The following is a 15,626-nucleotide window of genomic DNA, read 5'->3' as shown; positions in this document are numbered from 1 at the left end:
GCGGACACCGTGTCCGCTTGCCACAACCGCGATTTTCGCAGGTGTTTCATTGCACTGCACTCCTTTTCGTGCTGCGGACGGACAGGGAAGCGGGGCCTTTTCTTCCGCCCACCGGTCCGCAGCACCCGATGATCTACCAATCTGCCAGCGTGTAGGACAGCGGATCGGGCACAGCGGCGGCGCGATGCGTTTACATCGCCCCTGCCCTCGCCCATCTTGGTCGGCGTGACGCCGCCTGCGACCCTGCCCGCCCCGCTTCCGCTCCCCGCGCTCCACGCCAGCCATGGCGGCCACTGGCTGCGCACCGGCAGCGGCGCGACCGAGGCCGTGTCCAAGGGCGATGCGATCATGGCTGCCGCCGATACTCCGGTGCTGCTCGTCAACGCGCCGCTGGTGGCGAGCCGGCTCGGCTATCCCGACCTCTCGGGGCTCGACCTGCTCGAGGCCTTCGCCTTCATCCACCCGGCGCGCTTCTGCGTCCCGACTCCGCGCGGTCTTGCCGAGGCGCTGGGGCTGCCGGTGCCCGAGAACGACGCTGCCGTGCCCGAGATGCTCCAGCGCGCGGCGGGCGCCCTGATCGCCGCCTGCCACGATCCCGAGTGGTTCGAGCGCGAGGGCGCGTGGAGCGCAGTGCAATCGCTCGAACGCCTGCGGTGGCCGTGGGCGCAGGTGCTGCGGCCCCATATCGCCAAGCCCGAGAAGGCCGAACGCTGGCTCTTCGCGCGCCTGCCCGAATGGGAGGAGACGGGCGAGCGCCCCGCCCCCCGGCAAGTGGAAATGCCGGCAGAGGCGGTCCAGCAGCAGCTTGCCCGCCTCACTGGCGAAGGGGCGGAACAGCGCGACGGGCAGCGCGCCTATGCCGCCGATGTTGCCCGCATCTTCGCCCCGCGCTCCGCTCCCGGCAGGCCGCATCTGGCGCTGGCGCAGGCGGGGACGGGGATCGGCAAGACGCTGGGCTATCTCGCCCCTGCCTCGGTCTGGGCTTCCGCGAGCGGGGGCACGGTGTGGGTCTCGACCTTCACCAAGAACCTGCAACGCCAGCTGCGCGCCGAGAGCCGCCGGGCGTGGCCGGTAAAGCGCGCCGACGGCACCCCGCCGGTGGTGGTGAGGAAGGGGCGGGAGAACTACCTGTGCCTCCTCAATCTCGAGGATGCCTTGCAAGGCGGCTTTGCGGGGCGGCCCGCGATCCTCGCGCAGCTGGTGGCGCGCTGGGGGGCCTATACCCGCGACGGGGACATGATCGGCGGCGATCTGCCGGGCTGGCTCGGAACCTTGTTCCGCAAGCGCGGCATAGCGGCGCTCACCGACCAACGCGGCGAGTGCATCTATGCCGGCTGCCCGCATTACCGGAAGTGCTTCATCGAACGCGCGGCGCGGGACAGCGCCCAGGCTGACCTCGTCATCGCCAACCACGCTTTGGTGATGGTCAACGCCGCCCGCGCCCGCGACCCGAACCAGCGCCCGACGCGGCTGATCTTCGACGAGGGCCACCATGTCTTCGACGCTGCCGATTCCACTTTCGCCGCAACGCTTTCCGGTCAGGAGACCATCGAACTGCGGCGCTGGATCATCGGGCCGGAGAAGGAATCGCGCGGACGGCGGCGAGGCCTCGCGGCCCGGCTCGCCGACCTTGCCAGCTATGACGAGGCCGGGTCCGAGGCCATCGCGGCGGCCTGCAAGGCGGGCCAGCTGCTCCCCTCCGATGGCTGGCTCCAGCGCCTCGCCGAAAACAGTCCTTTCGGACCCATCGAGGCCCTGCTCGCCGCCGTTCGCACCGCGACCTATGCCCGCGACGAGAGCGGCGGGATCGACGCCGGATACGGGATCGAGACCGAGGCGGCGGGTCTTCCGGGCGAGGTGATCGAGGCGGCGGGCGCTGCCTCCGAGGCGCTCGCGAGCATCCGCGTGCCGCTGATCCGGCTGGGCGGCAGGCTCGAGGCGATCCTCGCGGAGCCGCCTGACTGGCTCGACGCACAGGGCCGTGCGCGGATCGAGGGCGCGCGGTTTGCGCTGGCATGGCGGATCGAATTGCTGGCTGCATGGGAAGCTCTGCTCGACCGGCTGGGCGGCCCGGCCGATCCCGAATTCGTCGACTGGCTCGCGGTCGACCGCTCCGATGCGCGCGAGTTCGACGTGGCGATCCACCGCCGCTGGCTCGACCCGATGAAGCCCTTTGCCCGCGTCGTGCTCGAACCCGCACACGGGGTGCTGCTGACCAGCGCCACCCTCGCCGACCGGACCGAAGACGACGACAGGTGGGCGAGCGCCATCGCCCGCTCCGGTGCGGCCCATGTCGAGGTCGCCCCCTTGCTCTCGGCTGCCGAGAGCCCCTTCGATTACGCCTCCCGCGCCGAGGTGCTGATCGTCACGGACATCGCAAAGGGCGATCTGCCCGCGCTCGCCGGGGCCTATGCCCGGATCATCGAGGCCACACAGGGCGGCGTGCTCGGCCTGTTCACCGCGATCCGGCGGCTGCGCGCGGTCCACGGCCGCATCGCCGACCGGCTCGCGCGGGCGGGCCTGCCGGTCTATGCCCAGCATGTCGATCCGATCGACACCGGCACGCTGGTCGATATCTTCCGCGACGATCCACGGGCGAGCCTGCTCGGCACCGACGCCCTGCGCGACGGGGTGGACGTGCCGGGGCACAGCCTCAGATGCGTGGTGATGGAGCAGGTCCCCTGGCCGCGCCCCGACATCCTCCACAAGGCGCGCCGCCTTGCGGGCGGCGGCAGCGCCTATGACGACCGCATCATCCGCGCGCGGCTCGCGCAGGCCTTCGGGCGGCTGATCCGCTCGAAGGAAGATAGCGGCCACTTCATCGTCCTCTCGCCCGCCTTCCCCTCGCGCCTGCTCTCGGCTTTTCCGAAAGGCACGCCGGTGGTGCGCGTGACGCTCGATCAGGCTTTACAACGCAGCGCGGCTGGTGTTGGAGGCCTTGCCTCTCCGGTTGCGCAAGGAGCCCTCGATCCATGAAGATTCTCGGTCTCCTGCGCCACGCCAAGTCGGACTGGGACGACACGAGCCAGCGCGATTTCGACCGCGGCCTCAACGCCCGCGGCCGCAAGGGCGCGGAGCTGATCGGCAGGCACATCCGCGATCACGGCATCCGGTGGGACAAGCTGATCGCCAGCCCTGCGGTACGGGTGAAGCTCACGCTGGAGGGCGCTCTGCCCGAGATCGAGCCGATCTACGACCAGCGGCTCTACCTCGCCAGCTTCGACACCATCGTGGAGACCATCGAGGCCCATGCCGGCACGGGCGACGAGGAGGCGCAGGCGATCCTCATTTCGGGCCACAATCCGGGCCTTCAGGACGTGCTGCTGGAACTGGTCGCCCCGGGCAAGGAGAACGCCCTGTTCAAGGAGGCGGTCGTCAAGTTCCCGACCGCCGCCTATGCCGTGCTCGAATGCGACGTGGCGCACTGGAGCGAGCTGAAACGCTACTGCGCCGAGCTCGTCCATTTCGCGCGCCCCCGCGATCTCGACCCCGATCTGGGGCCGGAGTTCTAGCTGACCTCCACCAGGTTGTCGTCCGAATCCCGGTCGATGTAGAAGTTGTAGGGGTCGATCCCGGCGAAAACCGGCTTCTTCGCGGTCACCACCTCGATCACCTGCTTGCCCGCCCGCACCGGCATGCGCTGCATCGACAGCACCGCCGCCTTGTCGAAGGCACCGCTGCCGGGCCGGTCGGTGAACAGGCCGACCTCGATGCTCTCGGCGAGCGGCGCGGGCGTCTCGACACCCTTGCCGTCGGCGTAGAACTTGCCCGCCTCGATCGTGATCCGCGTCACCCACCTGCCATCGGCGCGCTTCGTGCTGGCGGCTTCGGTCGCCTTCAGATCATAGATCGTGATCTTCTCGAACAGGTCGGTGATCAGCGCCTGATCCTCCGCCGATTTCGCCTCCTTGCGCAGTTCGCCGAGGAGGTCGAGGCTGCGCGGATAGGGCGCGCCCTTGAAGCGATACTTCGCCACCAGCCGCGCCAGCGCGCGGTTGACCGCATTCTCGCCCAGCCGCTCCTGCAGCAGGTACATCACGAGGCTGCCCTTCTGGTAGTGGATATGCTGCTGGTTCTCGACCCGGTAGAGCGGCTGTTCGGGCAGCGGGTCGCCCTTGCGGCCCGAAAGGTAGCGGTCGAGCTCGAACTTCAGGAAGCGGCGGATCTTGTCCTCGCCATAGAGCTCTTTCATCACCATCAGCGCGGAATACTGCGCCAGCGTTTCCGACAGCAGCGTCTGGCCCTGCATGTTCGCGCCGATCACCTGGTGCGCCCAGTACTGGTGCCCAACCTCGTGCGCGGTGATGTAAGAGACGTAGTCGATCGTCTCGGGATCGCGCACGTCGGCGGCAAAGCCGATGCTTTCCGAATAGGGCATCGTCCCAGCGAAAGCCTGCGCGAAGCTGTCATACCCCGGGAACTCGATGATCCGCGCATAGCCGAACTGGTAGGGGCCGAAATTGCGCTCGTAATAGGCAAGGCTGGTCTTCAGCGCCTTCTGCATCGCCGGCACGTTCCACGCGTGGCGCGGATCGTGGTAAACGCTGAGCAGCACCGGCCCGACCTGCTCCTCGGCCACGGCATAGCGCGCGGATTGCACCGAGAAGAAGTTGAGGATCGGTGCGGGGCTCTTGAACACCGCGATGCGGCGATTGCCCTTGACCTCGTCGGACAGCTTGTTGCCCGGCGCGATCGGAACCTGATCGGCCGCGGTGCTGACGGTGATGCGCGAATTGACCCAGTCGGCGCCGATGTAGTTGCCCGCCTGCGCGCGGGTGTCCTCGAGCTTCGCCATGCGCAGCTCGGCCGGCAGGCCCTGCCGCCGCCGCGCGGTGCGATCCTGCAACAGGCCGCGCCGGTCCATCCCGATGATGGGCGCGAAGGTGTAGTTGTTCACGAAGGTGCCGTTGTCGACCAGATCGGTCGCCGCCCCGTCGTTGGCAAAGCCGCGCCGCCAGACATCGCTGGCGAAGTCGAGCCGCACCGTCGCGCCGGGCTCGAGCGGGGTGTCGAAGCGGTAGATGCGGTAGAGGTGGACCTTGTCGTGGCTCGCCAGCCTTGCGCCTGCGATGTCGAGACGGGTGAATTCCGCGCCCTCATCGCCCTGCCGCACGTGCAGTTCGCTGATCGGAACGCCGCTGTCGTTGCGCAGGGCATAGCTGCCCGTCACCTTCATGCGCCGCTCGTCAGGATAGATCGCGACATCGAAGACGACATCTGTGACGACGGGGCGCGGCAGGGTCTCGTATTTGAGATATTTGCGCTCGTAGTCGGCGAGACGCTCCTCGGCCTGGTCGGAAGTCTCGAAGGTGTTGAGCTCGTTGATGTTGCGGTGGATGACGAGGCCGGTGCCCGCCATCACCGCGACCGCCGCGACCGCGATGCCGCCAGAAGCGAGACCCGTGCGCCGCGCGATGCCCTTGAGCCGCGGGACCACCGCGACCACGGTGCCGCGCGGCCATGCCCAGTGGGCGAAGACCAGCAGCAGCACGGCGAACGCCGCCCAGTAGGTGCGGGCGATCGCCGCCCCCACCCAGAAGCCGCCGGTGCCGTTCATGTCGGAGAGCGGCTCGGACGGGGTACCCGCGTAATTGTAGAGGATGTTCGAATAGCCGAGGTTCGACATGAAGATGCGGGCCAGGAACCACGCCAGGAACAGGCCCCAGCCGACATACTTGTTGGGGCTGAGCACCTGGAAGAACACCGCCAGCACAGCCAGCAGCAGCAGGTCTACGCTCTGCGGGAGCACATAGGCCGAAAGGTACAGGCCATAGTCGATCGATCCTGCGCCCTTGCCCAGCTGGTAGAGTACGCCCGTCGCCATCCCCGCCATCGCCATGGCCAGCAAAACGGTAAAAATGGCGAGGATCTTGGGCACGAACATCGCCCATGCAGGAACGGGGGTCGCGTCGATGATCTCGCCCATCTTCACGTCGCGTTCGCGCCACACCAGTTCCCCGCCGTAGAACACGGCGACGATCAGGCTGAACAGCGCGGCGCTGCTGATCACCGTCTCGATGACATTGGCCGTCAGCGGGTAGGACGGCGTGCCGTAGGCGGTCTCGGAAAAGACGAGGTTGAGCGTCGCAAAGGCGACCGAGATGAGCAGCAGGACGATCAGGCCCGGGCTCTTCAGCACGAACATCACCTCGGCGCGCAGCCGCAGCCAGAAGGTGGCGAGCGCATGGCCGGAGCCGAAGCGGCGGGCGACGGGCGCGGTCAGCGCGCGCGGCGCGACGCGCTCGGCCCTGGCGACCTTGGCCGCCTGCCGTGCCAGCCGGCGCTGCTGCCAGCGCGACGGCGCGCGCTCGGTCATGCTGAAGCGCAGCCAGGCGATGCCGAGGAACACCGCCGACAGGCCCAGCACGAAGATGCGGTTGAACAGCAGGTTGCCTTCCAGCGGAACGGCGCGCGTGTTCATCTCTGCCGCAGTCCAGTAACGCGCGACCTCGGAAATCGCGCCGGTGCCGAGCGGCTCGTAGCGCGCGACCACGTCCTGCATCGACGGATCGGCCGACAGGATGATGCTGACCGCAAGATAGCCCATCACCAGCACCAGCACGCCGATATAGCTCGCCAGCATCGACCGGGTGAGCGTTGCAAGGCTGAACAGGAACGCGGCCGACAGGATCAGGTTGGGGACGGCAATGACGAGGAACGGCCAGGCGTAGAGCGCAAGGCTGTTTGGCCCCACCGTCTCGGCATCGACCCACGGCATCGCTGCGCCGAGCGCGATCCCGGCGGGAATCGCGACATAGCCAAGGATCGCGATCGCCAGCCCGCCGATGAAGCGTCCGGCAAGGAAGCTCGTCCGCCCCACCGGGGTGGCGCGGATCATCGGTCCGAAGCCGGTCGCATCGTCGCGCACCACCGCATTGGCGACGAAGGCCGTGATGACGAAGAGGTAGAAGGTCGCGAACACCGCGGTCGCCAGCGTCACGGTATAGGGCGAATTCTCGTTCACCGCGCCGGGCGCGCCGAAGCTGACATTATCGCTGGCGCTGAGGCCGAACCCCAGGAGGAAGAAGATAGCGACCGATACCCAGAACACCGGATTGCGGAGCTGGTAGCGGATTTCGAATGCGGCGAGGCGGGCCGTCAGCATGATGCGCGCTCCTCTCAGGCCGCAGCGGCGGCAGGGGCGCGACGGGTTTGCGCGAGCGTGGCGAAATACACGTCCTCCAGCCCGCCGCTGACAGGCGCGAAGCCTTCAGGCTGGGTGTCGCTGAGCACGTGGACCACGATCTCGCCGGCGAAGAAGCGGTGCGAGATGACCTCGTATCGCGCCTGCATGTCGGGCAGCTCGGTGTGCGGCACGGTCTTTTGCCACACCTGCCCCTGCGTCTGGCGGATCAGTTCGAGCGGCGCGCCTTCCAGCCGCACCTTGCCCCCGGCGAGCACCGCCATGCGCGGGCACAGGTCGGCGACGTCGTCGACGATGTGGGTCGAGAGGATCACCACCACGTTCTCCCCGATCCCGGCGAGCAGGTTGAGGAAACGGTTGCGCTCTTCCGGGTCGAGGCCGGCGGTGGGTTCATCCACGATGATCAGCTGCGGATCGCCGATCAGTGCCTGCGCAATGCCGAAACGCTGGCGCATCCCGCCCGAAAAGCCTGCAATTGCCTTGCCGCGCACGGCCCACAGGTTGGTCTGGTTGAGCAGGTGCTCGACCATCGCCTTGCGCTCGCCCGCGGCGGTCACGCCCTTGAGCACCGCCATGTGATCGAGCATCGCCTGCGCCGAAATGCGCGGATAGACGCCGAAATCCTGCGGCAGGTAGCCCAGCGTGCGGCGCAGGCGATCGGGCTCGGCCAGCACGTCGATGTCGCCGAAACGGATGCTTCCGTGGGTGGGTGCCTGGAGCGTGGCGATGGTGCGCATCAGCGTCGACTTGCCCGCGCCATTGGGGCCGAGCAGGCCGAACATCCCCTTGGGGATCGACAGCGTCACATCGTCGAGCGCGCGGGTGCCGTTGGGATAGGTGTGGCTGACGCCGGCAAGTTCGAGCATGGAAGGAGGCCCCTGTTTCAATCCTTTGCATGGTAACGCGGGCCGCGCGGAGTTAAAGCCGGTTTGGTGGAGCGGCACCGGCGATTGATCGAAGGTGATTGCCGTTCGTCGACCGCAGTCGGCGGTGCGGGGTTCAGGCCAGCAGCTTGCGCGGCCCCGGTCCCTGCGCGCCCAGTTCGTCGCCGGGGTTCCAGATCGCGCAATGGGAAAGGCTCAGGCAGCCGCAGCCGATGCAGCCGTCGAGCCGGTCGCGGGTGCGGACGAGCTCGGCGATGCGCTGATCGAGCCGCGCCCGGACTGCGCCGCTGATCGCCTCCCAGTCGGGTGTCGTCGGCGTGCGGCCATGCGGAAGCCGCCCAAGCTCGGCCTCGATCTCGCCGAGCGAGAGGCCGAGCCGCTGGGCGATCAGGATGAAGCTGAGGCGGCGGATGTCCGAGCGCGGGAAGCGCCGCTGGTTGCCGCCGGTACGCACCGGCTCGATCAGGCCCCGCTCCTCGTAGAACCGGATCGCCGACACACTGAGGCCGGTGCGGCGCGCGATCTCGCCGATGGTGAGCAGGTCGGTCGATTTCGGGCGGCGGGCGGCGGCCATGCAGGAGCTCTCCGATAAAGCTTGACCTCAAGTTAGGTTGAGATTGCACCTTCGGCAAGTTCGTCGATTCGCACCGCCTTTTTCAGGTGCGCGTCGGCACATTGCGAAAGGACTTCTGCCATGCCCTCCGGACATCTCGAACACGTCAACATCACCGTCAGCGACATCGACAGGAGCGCCGCGCTGCTCGCGCAATTGATGGGCTGGCGCATCCGGTGGCGCGGGCCCTCCCAGCTTGGCGGGGAGACCATCCATGTCGGTGGCGACGACGATTACATCGCGGTCTACACCCGCGGCACCGTGCCCCGGCCGTTCGCCAAGGGCGTGCCGCTCAATCATGTCGGGCTGGTGGTCGACGATCTGGATGCGGCCGAAGCGGTGGTGACGGCGGCCGGGCTCGAATCCTTCAACCATGCCGATTACGAACCCGGACGGCGGTTCTACTTCTTCGACTGGGACGGGATCGAGTTCGAGATAGTGAGCTACGCCTAGAACAGCCCCGGCTGCTGCAGGGCGGGCGCAGGGGCGGCAGCCTTGCCCCAAGGGTCGCCGGTGCGCTCGATCGCCAGCGGCCCCGCCCATGCGCGGCACAGGGCGAAGGCGTCCTGCGGCGACGCTTCGAGCCAGCGCGCTTGATCCGAGGGCGCGAGCAGCACCGGCATGCGTTCGTGCACGGCAGCGGCATCGGTGCCTTCGCTGGCGGTCATCACCATCGAATAGCAATCGCCCCATTCCTCCGAAGGCCGCCACACGCCGGCCGCGGCGAACAGGGGCCGGTCGGGAAGCGACAGCCAGGTGCGGGTCATCCGGCCCTTCGGCCCCTCGGCCTCGCCCCAGGCCTCGAGCGGGATCAGGCAGCGGCGATGCTCGAAGGCGTGGCGCCAGAACCCGGTCGCGAGCTTGTCGGAGCGCGCGTTGTTCACCGGCTTCGGCTTCAGGGGCTGGCCCTTCGCGCCCTTGAGCACCAGCGGGAAGCCCCAAGTCATCGCCCGCACCGCCCCCTCGGCGACGACGAGGCCGGTGTAGCCCGGATAGACCTCTGCCGCGAAGTTCGCGCCCCTTGCCCCCTCCACCGCATCGAACCACGCGGCGACCTCGCTCGCGTTCTTCGTCATGCGGTAGAGATTGCACATCGCGCCTAGACCCCGGCGTTCCCGACCACGAAGCAGGCCGCCGCCATCAGCGCCCCCGCCGTACGGTTGGCGCGGAAGCGGGCGAGCGGGTTGGCGGGGTCCTGCGGGTCGAGGGTCGCCACCTGCCAGGCGAGGTGCCCCGCCACCGGCAGCAACGCGAGGCAGGCGATCGGATCGGCGCGGTAGAGCCAGAAGCCGAGGCCCCACAGGCCCACGGCGGCGGCATAGAAGGCCGCGATCCCGCCCCTGACCCGCGTGCCCATCGCCAGCGCCGAGGAACGGATGCCGACCATCGCGTCGTCCTCGCGGTCCTGCAGGGCATAGATCGTGTCGTAGCCGATCACCCAGCAGATGCACCCGGCATAGACCGCCGCAAGCGCGTCCCAGTTGTCGAAGCGCAGCTCGGCCCAAGCCACCGGCAGGCCCCAGCTGAACACCATCCCCAGCCACGCCTGCGGCCACCACGTGATGCGCTTCATGAAGGGATAGGCGGCAACCAGCGCAAGGCTGGCAAGCGCCACCAGTTGCGCCTGCCAACGCAGTTGCAGCAGCACCAGGAAGCCGACAAGGCTGAGCGCGACGAGCCAGCCCCAGGCGAGACCCTTCGTCACCCGCCCGCTCGCCACCGGACGCAGCATGGTACGCGCCACCTGCCGGTCGAGATCGGCGTCGACGATATCGTTGTAGACGCATCCCGCCCCGCGCATCGCGATGGCGCCGGCAAGCAACCAGGCGAGCAGCACCGGCTGGACCCCCGCGCCTGCCAGCCACACGCCGAAAACGCAGGGCCAGAACAGCAGCCACCAGCCGATCGGGCGGTCGAAGCGGGCCAGCAGCGCAAGGTCACGCGGAAGCTGCGGCAGGCGCGCGACAAGGCCGCGGTGCTCGGTATCGGGGACGATCTGTTCGCTCATGCCCGTCGCTCCGCAATCCGCGCTGACCGCCAGCCGACGAGCGCGCACGCCAGCATCACCACGTTCCCGGCAAAGTCGAGCATCCCGATGCTGGTCAGCACCGGCACCTCGTAGTGAAACCAGTAGTTGAAGCCGAAAAACGGCAGGAGCAGCAGCGCGAACACGAGAAAGCCGCGCGCGCTCCAGCGCACCGCCAGCGCCATCAGCCCGAACAGCACCGCCTGTGCGCCGAAGCAGGCAACGGCGAAACGAGCCAGGAAGCCCTCGTCGCGGAAGGGTTGTGCGATGGCGAGATCGATCACGTTTGCGGGTGCCAGCAGCGCCCAGCCGCCGAGCAGCAGGAAGATGGCAGCGATCAGGACCTGCGCGATCCGCGCGGCACTCGGCAGAGCGGTGGCCGGGAAGGTAGTGGGAGCAGTCACCCGCCCCCACTAGACCAGACGGATCAGAAATTCACTACCGCCACGCTCAGCTGATAGGGATAGGCCTTGCCCGAGGTTTCGGCGGCCCCCATCAGGTAGACGCGGATGGTGTAATCGCCCTTCACCGTCTTGATCCCGGTCGCGTCATTGCCCTCGACCGAGCTGTTGTAGACCGCCTCGCCCTTGCTGCCGGGCGGCAGGATGTTGAAGTTGACCGAGCTGCTGCCGGTCAGCGACACCGCCATGGTCTGGCCGTTGCCCACGCCCAGCTTGTAGTCGCGATAGGCCTTGCCCTTGATCGTGCCCTTGACCGAGGCGTTGTCGTTGCCCTTGGCGAAGGTGATGCGCGACACGGTCTGCGCGACGGCCGGTGCGACGACAACGGCGCCCGCGAGCGCCGCGCAGGCCAGCGGCAACAGGAACTTGCTTTTCATCCCGATTATCCCCCTCATAAGCGACCGCGACGACTCGCGGGCTGCCGGAATTGTAGACGCGGAGAATATGCCGACCTACAGAAATCAGCAGATCGCATGACCCACACGCCCCTCCCCCGCACACCCGCTTGGCCGCCCCGAAGCGCCCCGCGCCTGTTCGTCACGGACACTCTCGAGGAAAGCCGCAGCCTCGCGCTCGATGGTCCACAGGCCCATTACCTCGGCAAGGTGATGCGGATGCGCGAGGGCGACACGGTGATCCTGTGCGACGATGTCACCGGTGAATGGGCCGCGCGCATCGGCGATGTCGGCAAGCACCGGGTCGATGTGACCATCACCGAGCGCTTGCGCGGGCGCGAGGCCGTGCCCGACCTGTGGCTGTGCGCGGCGCTGCTCAAGAAGGACCGCTTCGACCTAATTCTCGAGAAAGCGACCGAACTCGGCATCGCCCGTCTCCAGCCGGTCCTCACGCGCCGCTGCGTCGCGGACAGGCTCAACATGGAGCGCGCCCGCGCGATCACCACCGAGGCGGCCGAGCAATGCGCTCGCACGGCGCTCCCCGCGCTCGCCGAACCGGTGAAGCTCGACGCGCTGCTCGCCGATTGGCCGGAGGGCCGCGCGCTGTTCTTCGCCGACGAGAACGGCGGCGCGCCCGCGGCGGCGGCCTTCGCGGCCCATTCCGGCCCCGCAGCGATCCTCACTGGCCCGGAAGGCGGCTTCGACGATGCGGAGCGCGAGCGCGTGCGCGCCCATCCTGCGGCGCGCGCCATCACCCTTGGTCCGCGAATTCTGCGCGGTGAGACCGCGGGCATCGCCGCGCTCTCGCTGTGGATGGGCACCGCGGGCGACTGGTAGGCCCCCGCCCCGTCACATTCCGGCAAGACATTTCGGCTTCACGGCGCCAAAGGCGAATTCGGCTTCCCACCGGCAAACCCGTTTTCTAAAGCAACCGGCCAGAGAGGGCCTAACGAGCGATGAGCACACGCGAAGCTTCCACTGCCGACGATCCGGTGATCGAAGGCTTCGACCAGCTGGTTGCGCCGATGATCGGGGGGGAGAAGCCGCCCGAGCGCTGGCGGATCGGCACCGAGCACGAGAAGCTGGTCTACAAGCGCAAGGATTTTCGCGCGCCCTCCTATGACGAGCCCTGCGGCATCCGCGATCTGCTGAAAGGTCTCGAACCCTTCGGCTGGTCCCCTGTCGAGGAGGGCGGCAACGTCATCGCACTGAAGGGGGATGACGGGGCGGTGAGCCTCGAACCGGCGGGCCAGCTCGAGCTGTCGGGCGCGCCGCTCGAGAACCTGCACCAGACCTGTGCGGAGACGGGAAGGCACCTGGCGCAGGTCAAGGAAGTCGGCGAAAAGTGCGGCGTGGGCTATCTCGGCCTCGGGATGTGGCCCGACAAGACCCGCGAAGAGCTGCCCATCATGCCCAAGGGCCGCTACGACATCATGCTGCGCCACATGCCGCGCGTCGGCTCCATGGGCCTCGACATGATGCTGCGCACCTGCACGATCCAGGTGAACCTCGATTATTCGAGCGAAGCCGACATGGTGAAGAAGTTCCGCACCAGTCTCGCGCTGCAACCGCTGGCGACGGCGCTCTTCGCCAATTCGCCCTTTACCGAAGGCAAGCCCAACGGCTTCCTGTCCTACCGCTCGCACATCTGGTCGGACACCGATCCGGCGCGCACCGGGATGCTGCCCTTCGTCTTCGAGGACGGTTTCGGCTACGAACGCTGGGCCGAATACATGCTCGACGTGCCGATGTATTTCGTCTTCCGCGACGGCAAGTACATCGACGCGGCGGGCCTTTCCTTCCGCGACTTCCTCGAGGGCAAGCTCTCCGTCCTCCCCGGCGAGCGTCCCACCCAGAGCGACTGGTGGGACCATCTCTCGACCGCCTTCCCCGAGGTGCGGCTCAAGAGCTTCCTCGAAATGCGCGGTGCGGACGGCGGCCCGTGGAGTCGGATCTGCGCCCTGCCCGCCTTCTGGGTCGGGCTGCTCTATGACCAGGGTGCGCTCGATGCGGCGTGGGATCTGGTCAAGGGCTGGTCGATGGAGGAGCGCGAGCGCTTGCGCAACGAAGTGCCACGCCTTGCGCTTGCCACCAGGTCGCCGAGCGGCGGCACCTTGCAGGATCTGGGGCGCGAGGTCCTGAAGATCGCGCATGCCGGTCTGAAGGCCCGCGCGCGGCTCAATGCGGCGGGCGACAACGAGACCGGCTATCTCGACACGCTCGACGAGATCGTCGCGAGCGGCAAGGTCCCGGCCCAGCGCCTGCTCGATGCCTATCACGGGGAATGGAACGGGGACATCACCCGCGTCTACGAACAATCGTTCTGAGGAGGGGGAAAGAAGATGCTGATCGTGCTAGCGAAAGCGCAAGTCGGTGAGGGCGCGATGGAGGCGGCGAAGGCGGCGATTGCCGACATGGTCGCAGCCTCCAACGCCGAGGAAGGCTGCATCGCCTATGCCTTCACGCAGGACGTGCTCCAGCCGGGTGTGCTCCACATCGTCGAGAAGTGGAAGGACGAGGCGGCCCTCGCCGCGCACTTCGCCACGCCCCACATGGCGGCCTTCGGCGCGGCCATTGCGGGGCTCGATTTCACGGTGATCGAGGCGCTCAAGTTCCACGCCGACGAAGGCGCGCCGGTGATGTGATCCTACTCGGCGGGGAAGGCTTCGGCCTCGCCCGCCCTGTCAGCGGCGCCCCCGGTGAGGCGCGCCTTCAGCCGCGCGAGCGGGGCGGTGATCAGCCCGTGGCGCTCCATCCACGCGTGATATTCCCGGTATTTGGGGTCCTCGGCGAGCAGGTGCGCCTCCTCGGTGCGGGCGCGCCAGTAATAGATGGCGTTGACCGCCAGCAGGAAGACGCAGTTGCGCAAGGCCTCCAGCAGCGAACCGCCGTTGACGAGGAAGGGCAGGACGCTCGCCCACCAGAACAGGTTCTTCGAGAGGTAAGCCGGGTGGCGGGTGAAGCGGTAGGGCCCGTGGGTCAGCACACCGCGATAGGTGAGGTTCGAGAAGCGGATCCCGAACACCACCGTCGCCCATGCATAAACGCCTGTCAGGAAAAGCAGAAATCCGCCCCAGGCCCACAGCAGCGCCGTGTGGCCGCCCAGCCAGTGCGCCCAGCCGGGGGTGGCGAATTCGTAGCTCAGGATCTGGTTGTCGGGCCCGATGATCCCCCAGACGAAGGGCGGATAGCACAGCAGCGCGGCGAGCCAGCCAGCCAGCAGCGGGTTGCCCGAGCGGATGTGCGAATCGAGCGGGCGCAGGGTCAGAAGGTAGCCCACGGTTCCGATCTGCACGTCGATGACGAACAGCAGCGTCACCAGCAGCATCACGAATTCCACAGGATTGCCAATCAGTTGCGCCGGGTCAGCCTCGACCACCTGGGCAAAGCCGGGGGGCAGGATCGAGATCATGAAGGCCCCGAAAAAGCCCTTGATCGCCCAGGCGCGCCAGTGCTTGGCGATCGCCGCGCCGTCCCATTGCTCGCGACCCACGATCCCGCCGCCGGCGACGAAGGCGCCGAAGTGGAAGCACCCGTCGCGCGGCTCGACCAGATGGCGATCGAGCCAGATTACGTAAGGAACAGAAAGGATTACCAGCGGCAGGATGGCGATCGACAGGACCTCCATCGCGAACAGGTAACTGCCCGTCCAGTACCACCGCCCCAGAACGTAAAAGGCCGCGAGCAGCGCCCAGGTCGCCCACAGGCCGACGAGCTTGATCACCGCCACCGGCATCACTTCGGGCAGGGGACGCTTCAGGTTCCAGTCGATGCCGGTCGAGGGGCGCAGGTGGACCTTGTCGACCAGCACCGACCACGCCGCCATCGGCAAGGCGGTGAAGATCATCGCTGCAAGCGAGGCATAAGGTCCTGAAAGGACGCCCCGTTCCCCCGAGAATCCACCACCGAGGCCGAGCACCCCGGCAATCACCGGATAGTTGCGGCAGAACAGGATCCACGCGAACAGCCCGAGCAGCCCGACCAGCCCGACGCCGGTCGAGACGTCGCTGGGCGGCAGCGCGGGGCGCGCGGTCGGGGCGGAGGAATGCGGCGGATTCATCGCCGCACACTCCTACAGCAGACTGGTTAACAGCTCGGCAAAG

At 67.8% G+C, this 15,626-nt stretch carries 14 protein-coding genes; 6 read left to right on the top strand and 8 right to left on the bottom strand.

Annotated elements, in window-relative coordinates:
* The first annotated feature begins 243 nt into the window (after positions 1-243).
* Both CBR61_RS07745 and CBR61_RS07740 read left to right on the top strand, forming a co-directional pair.
* Positions 244-2,976 (top strand): ATP-dependent DNA helicase, encoded by a 2,733-nt coding sequence (locus tag CBR61_RS07745; RefSeq protein WP_088915523.1) that lies wholly within the window; start codon positions 244-246, stop codon positions 2,974-2,976.
* Complete coding sequence (locus CBR61_RS07740; protein WP_088913842.1) at positions 2,973-3,512, top strand: SixA phosphatase family protein; 540 nt, start codon at positions 2,973-2,975, stop codon at positions 3,510-3,512. Before CBR61_RS07745 ends, CBR61_RS07740 begins: the two co-directional genes overlap by 4 nt.
* Here the strand turns inward: CBR61_RS07740 and CBR61_RS07735 are convergent.
* The 3 genes from CBR61_RS07735 to soxR all read right to left on the bottom strand — a co-directional run bounded on the left by CBR61_RS07735 (position 3,509) and on the right by soxR (position 8,602).
* On the bottom strand, positions 3,509-7,105 hold the full coding sequence (locus CBR61_RS07735; protein WP_233996915.1) for an ABC transporter permease/M1 family aminopeptidase: 3,597 nt from the start codon (positions 7,103-7,105) through the stop codon (positions 3,509-3,511). The two genes, CBR61_RS07740 and CBR61_RS07735, sit on opposite strands and share 4 nt — an antisense overlap.
* A gap of 14 nt (positions 7,106-7,119) precedes the next feature.
* Positions 7,120-8,010, bottom strand: a complete 891-nt coding sequence (locus CBR61_RS07730; protein WP_088913841.1) for an ABC transporter ATP-binding protein — start codon at positions 8,008-8,010, stop codon at positions 7,120-7,122.
* Positions 8,011-8,143: 133 nt separating this feature from the next.
* Entirely contained in the window at positions 8,144-8,602 is a 459-nt protein-coding gene (gene soxR / locus CBR61_RS07725) for a redox-sensitive transcriptional activator SoxR (RefSeq protein ID WP_088913840.1), read from the bottom strand.
* A gap of 120 nt (positions 8,603-8,722) precedes the next feature.
* Here soxR and CBR61_RS07720 point away from each other — a divergent pair, with 120 nt between their 5' ends.
* Positions 8,723-9,094, top strand: a complete 372-nt coding sequence (locus tag CBR61_RS07720) for a VOC family protein (RefSeq protein ID WP_088913839.1) — start codon at positions 8,723-8,725, stop codon at positions 9,092-9,094.
* On the opposite strand, the gene CBR61_RS07715 is transcribed toward CBR61_RS07720, so the two are convergent.
* Genes CBR61_RS07715 through CBR61_RS07700 form a run of 4 tightly spaced genes read right to left on the bottom strand, consistent with a single transcriptional unit; the run spans position 9,091 to position 11,505 of the window.
* Positions 9,091-9,735 (bottom strand): SOS response-associated peptidase, encoded by a 645-nt coding sequence (locus tag CBR61_RS07715; protein WP_088913838.1) that lies wholly within the window; start codon positions 9,733-9,735, stop codon positions 9,091-9,093. The genes CBR61_RS07720 and CBR61_RS07715 overlap by 4 nt on opposite strands.
* A gap of 5 nt (positions 9,736-9,740) precedes the next feature.
* Positions 9,741-10,649, bottom strand: coding sequence for a 4-hydroxybenzoate octaprenyltransferase (gene ubiA / locus CBR61_RS07710; protein WP_088913837.1), 909 nt, complete (start codon positions 10,647-10,649; stop codon positions 9,741-9,743).
* Positions 10,646-11,071 carry a hypothetical protein gene (locus CBR61_RS07705; protein ID WP_233996914.1) on the bottom strand — a complete coding sequence of 142 codons (426 nt, stop codon included), beginning with the start codon at positions 11,069-11,071 and terminating at the stop codon, positions 10,646-10,648. The genes ubiA and CBR61_RS07705 overlap by 4 nt, the downstream gene beginning before the upstream one ends.
* Positions 11,072-11,094: 23 nt before the next feature.
* A complete protein-coding gene (locus CBR61_RS07700; RefSeq protein ID WP_199797461.1) occupies positions 11,095-11,505 on the bottom strand; it encodes a hypothetical protein in 411 nt (136 codons plus the stop codon).
* Positions 11,506-11,601: 96 nt separating this feature from the next.
* Here CBR61_RS07700 and CBR61_RS07695 point away from each other — a divergent pair, with 96 nt between their 5' ends.
* From CBR61_RS07695 to CBR61_RS07685, 3 genes are all read left to right on the top strand, one after another.
* Positions 11,602-12,360 carry a 16S rRNA (uracil(1498)-N(3))-methyltransferase gene (locus tag CBR61_RS07695; RefSeq protein WP_088913836.1) on the top strand — a complete coding sequence of 253 codons (759 nt, stop codon included), beginning with the start codon at positions 11,602-11,604 and terminating at the stop codon, positions 12,358-12,360.
* A 119-nt stretch (positions 12,361-12,479) separates the two neighbouring features.
* Positions 12,480-13,850, top strand: coding sequence for a glutamate--cysteine ligase (locus tag CBR61_RS07690; RefSeq protein ID WP_088913835.1), 1,371 nt, complete (start codon positions 12,480-12,482; stop codon positions 13,848-13,850).
* Between the two features lie 15 nt (positions 13,851-13,865).
* On the top strand, positions 13,866-14,168 hold the full coding sequence (locus CBR61_RS07685) for a putative quinol monooxygenase (RefSeq protein WP_088913834.1): 303 nt from the start codon (positions 13,866-13,868) through the stop codon (positions 14,166-14,168).
* Positions 14,169-14,170: 2 nt separating this feature from the next.
* Here CBR61_RS07685 and CBR61_RS07680 read toward each other — a convergent pair whose 3' ends face one another.
* Positions 14,171-15,583 (bottom strand): methyltransferase family protein, encoded by a 1,413-nt coding sequence (locus tag CBR61_RS07680; RefSeq protein WP_088913833.1) that lies wholly within the window; start codon positions 15,581-15,583, stop codon positions 14,171-14,173.
* Positions 15,584-15,626 lie beyond the last annotated feature (43 nt).

It is taken from the genome of Porphyrobacter sp. CACIAM 03H1 (assembly GCF_002215495.1).
Classification (GTDB): Bacteria; Pseudomonadota; Alphaproteobacteria; order Sphingomonadales; family Sphingomonadaceae; genus Erythrobacter.
Note: the sequence above shows the minus strand (reverse complement) of the source record. Positions and strands in the feature narration are given on the sequence as shown.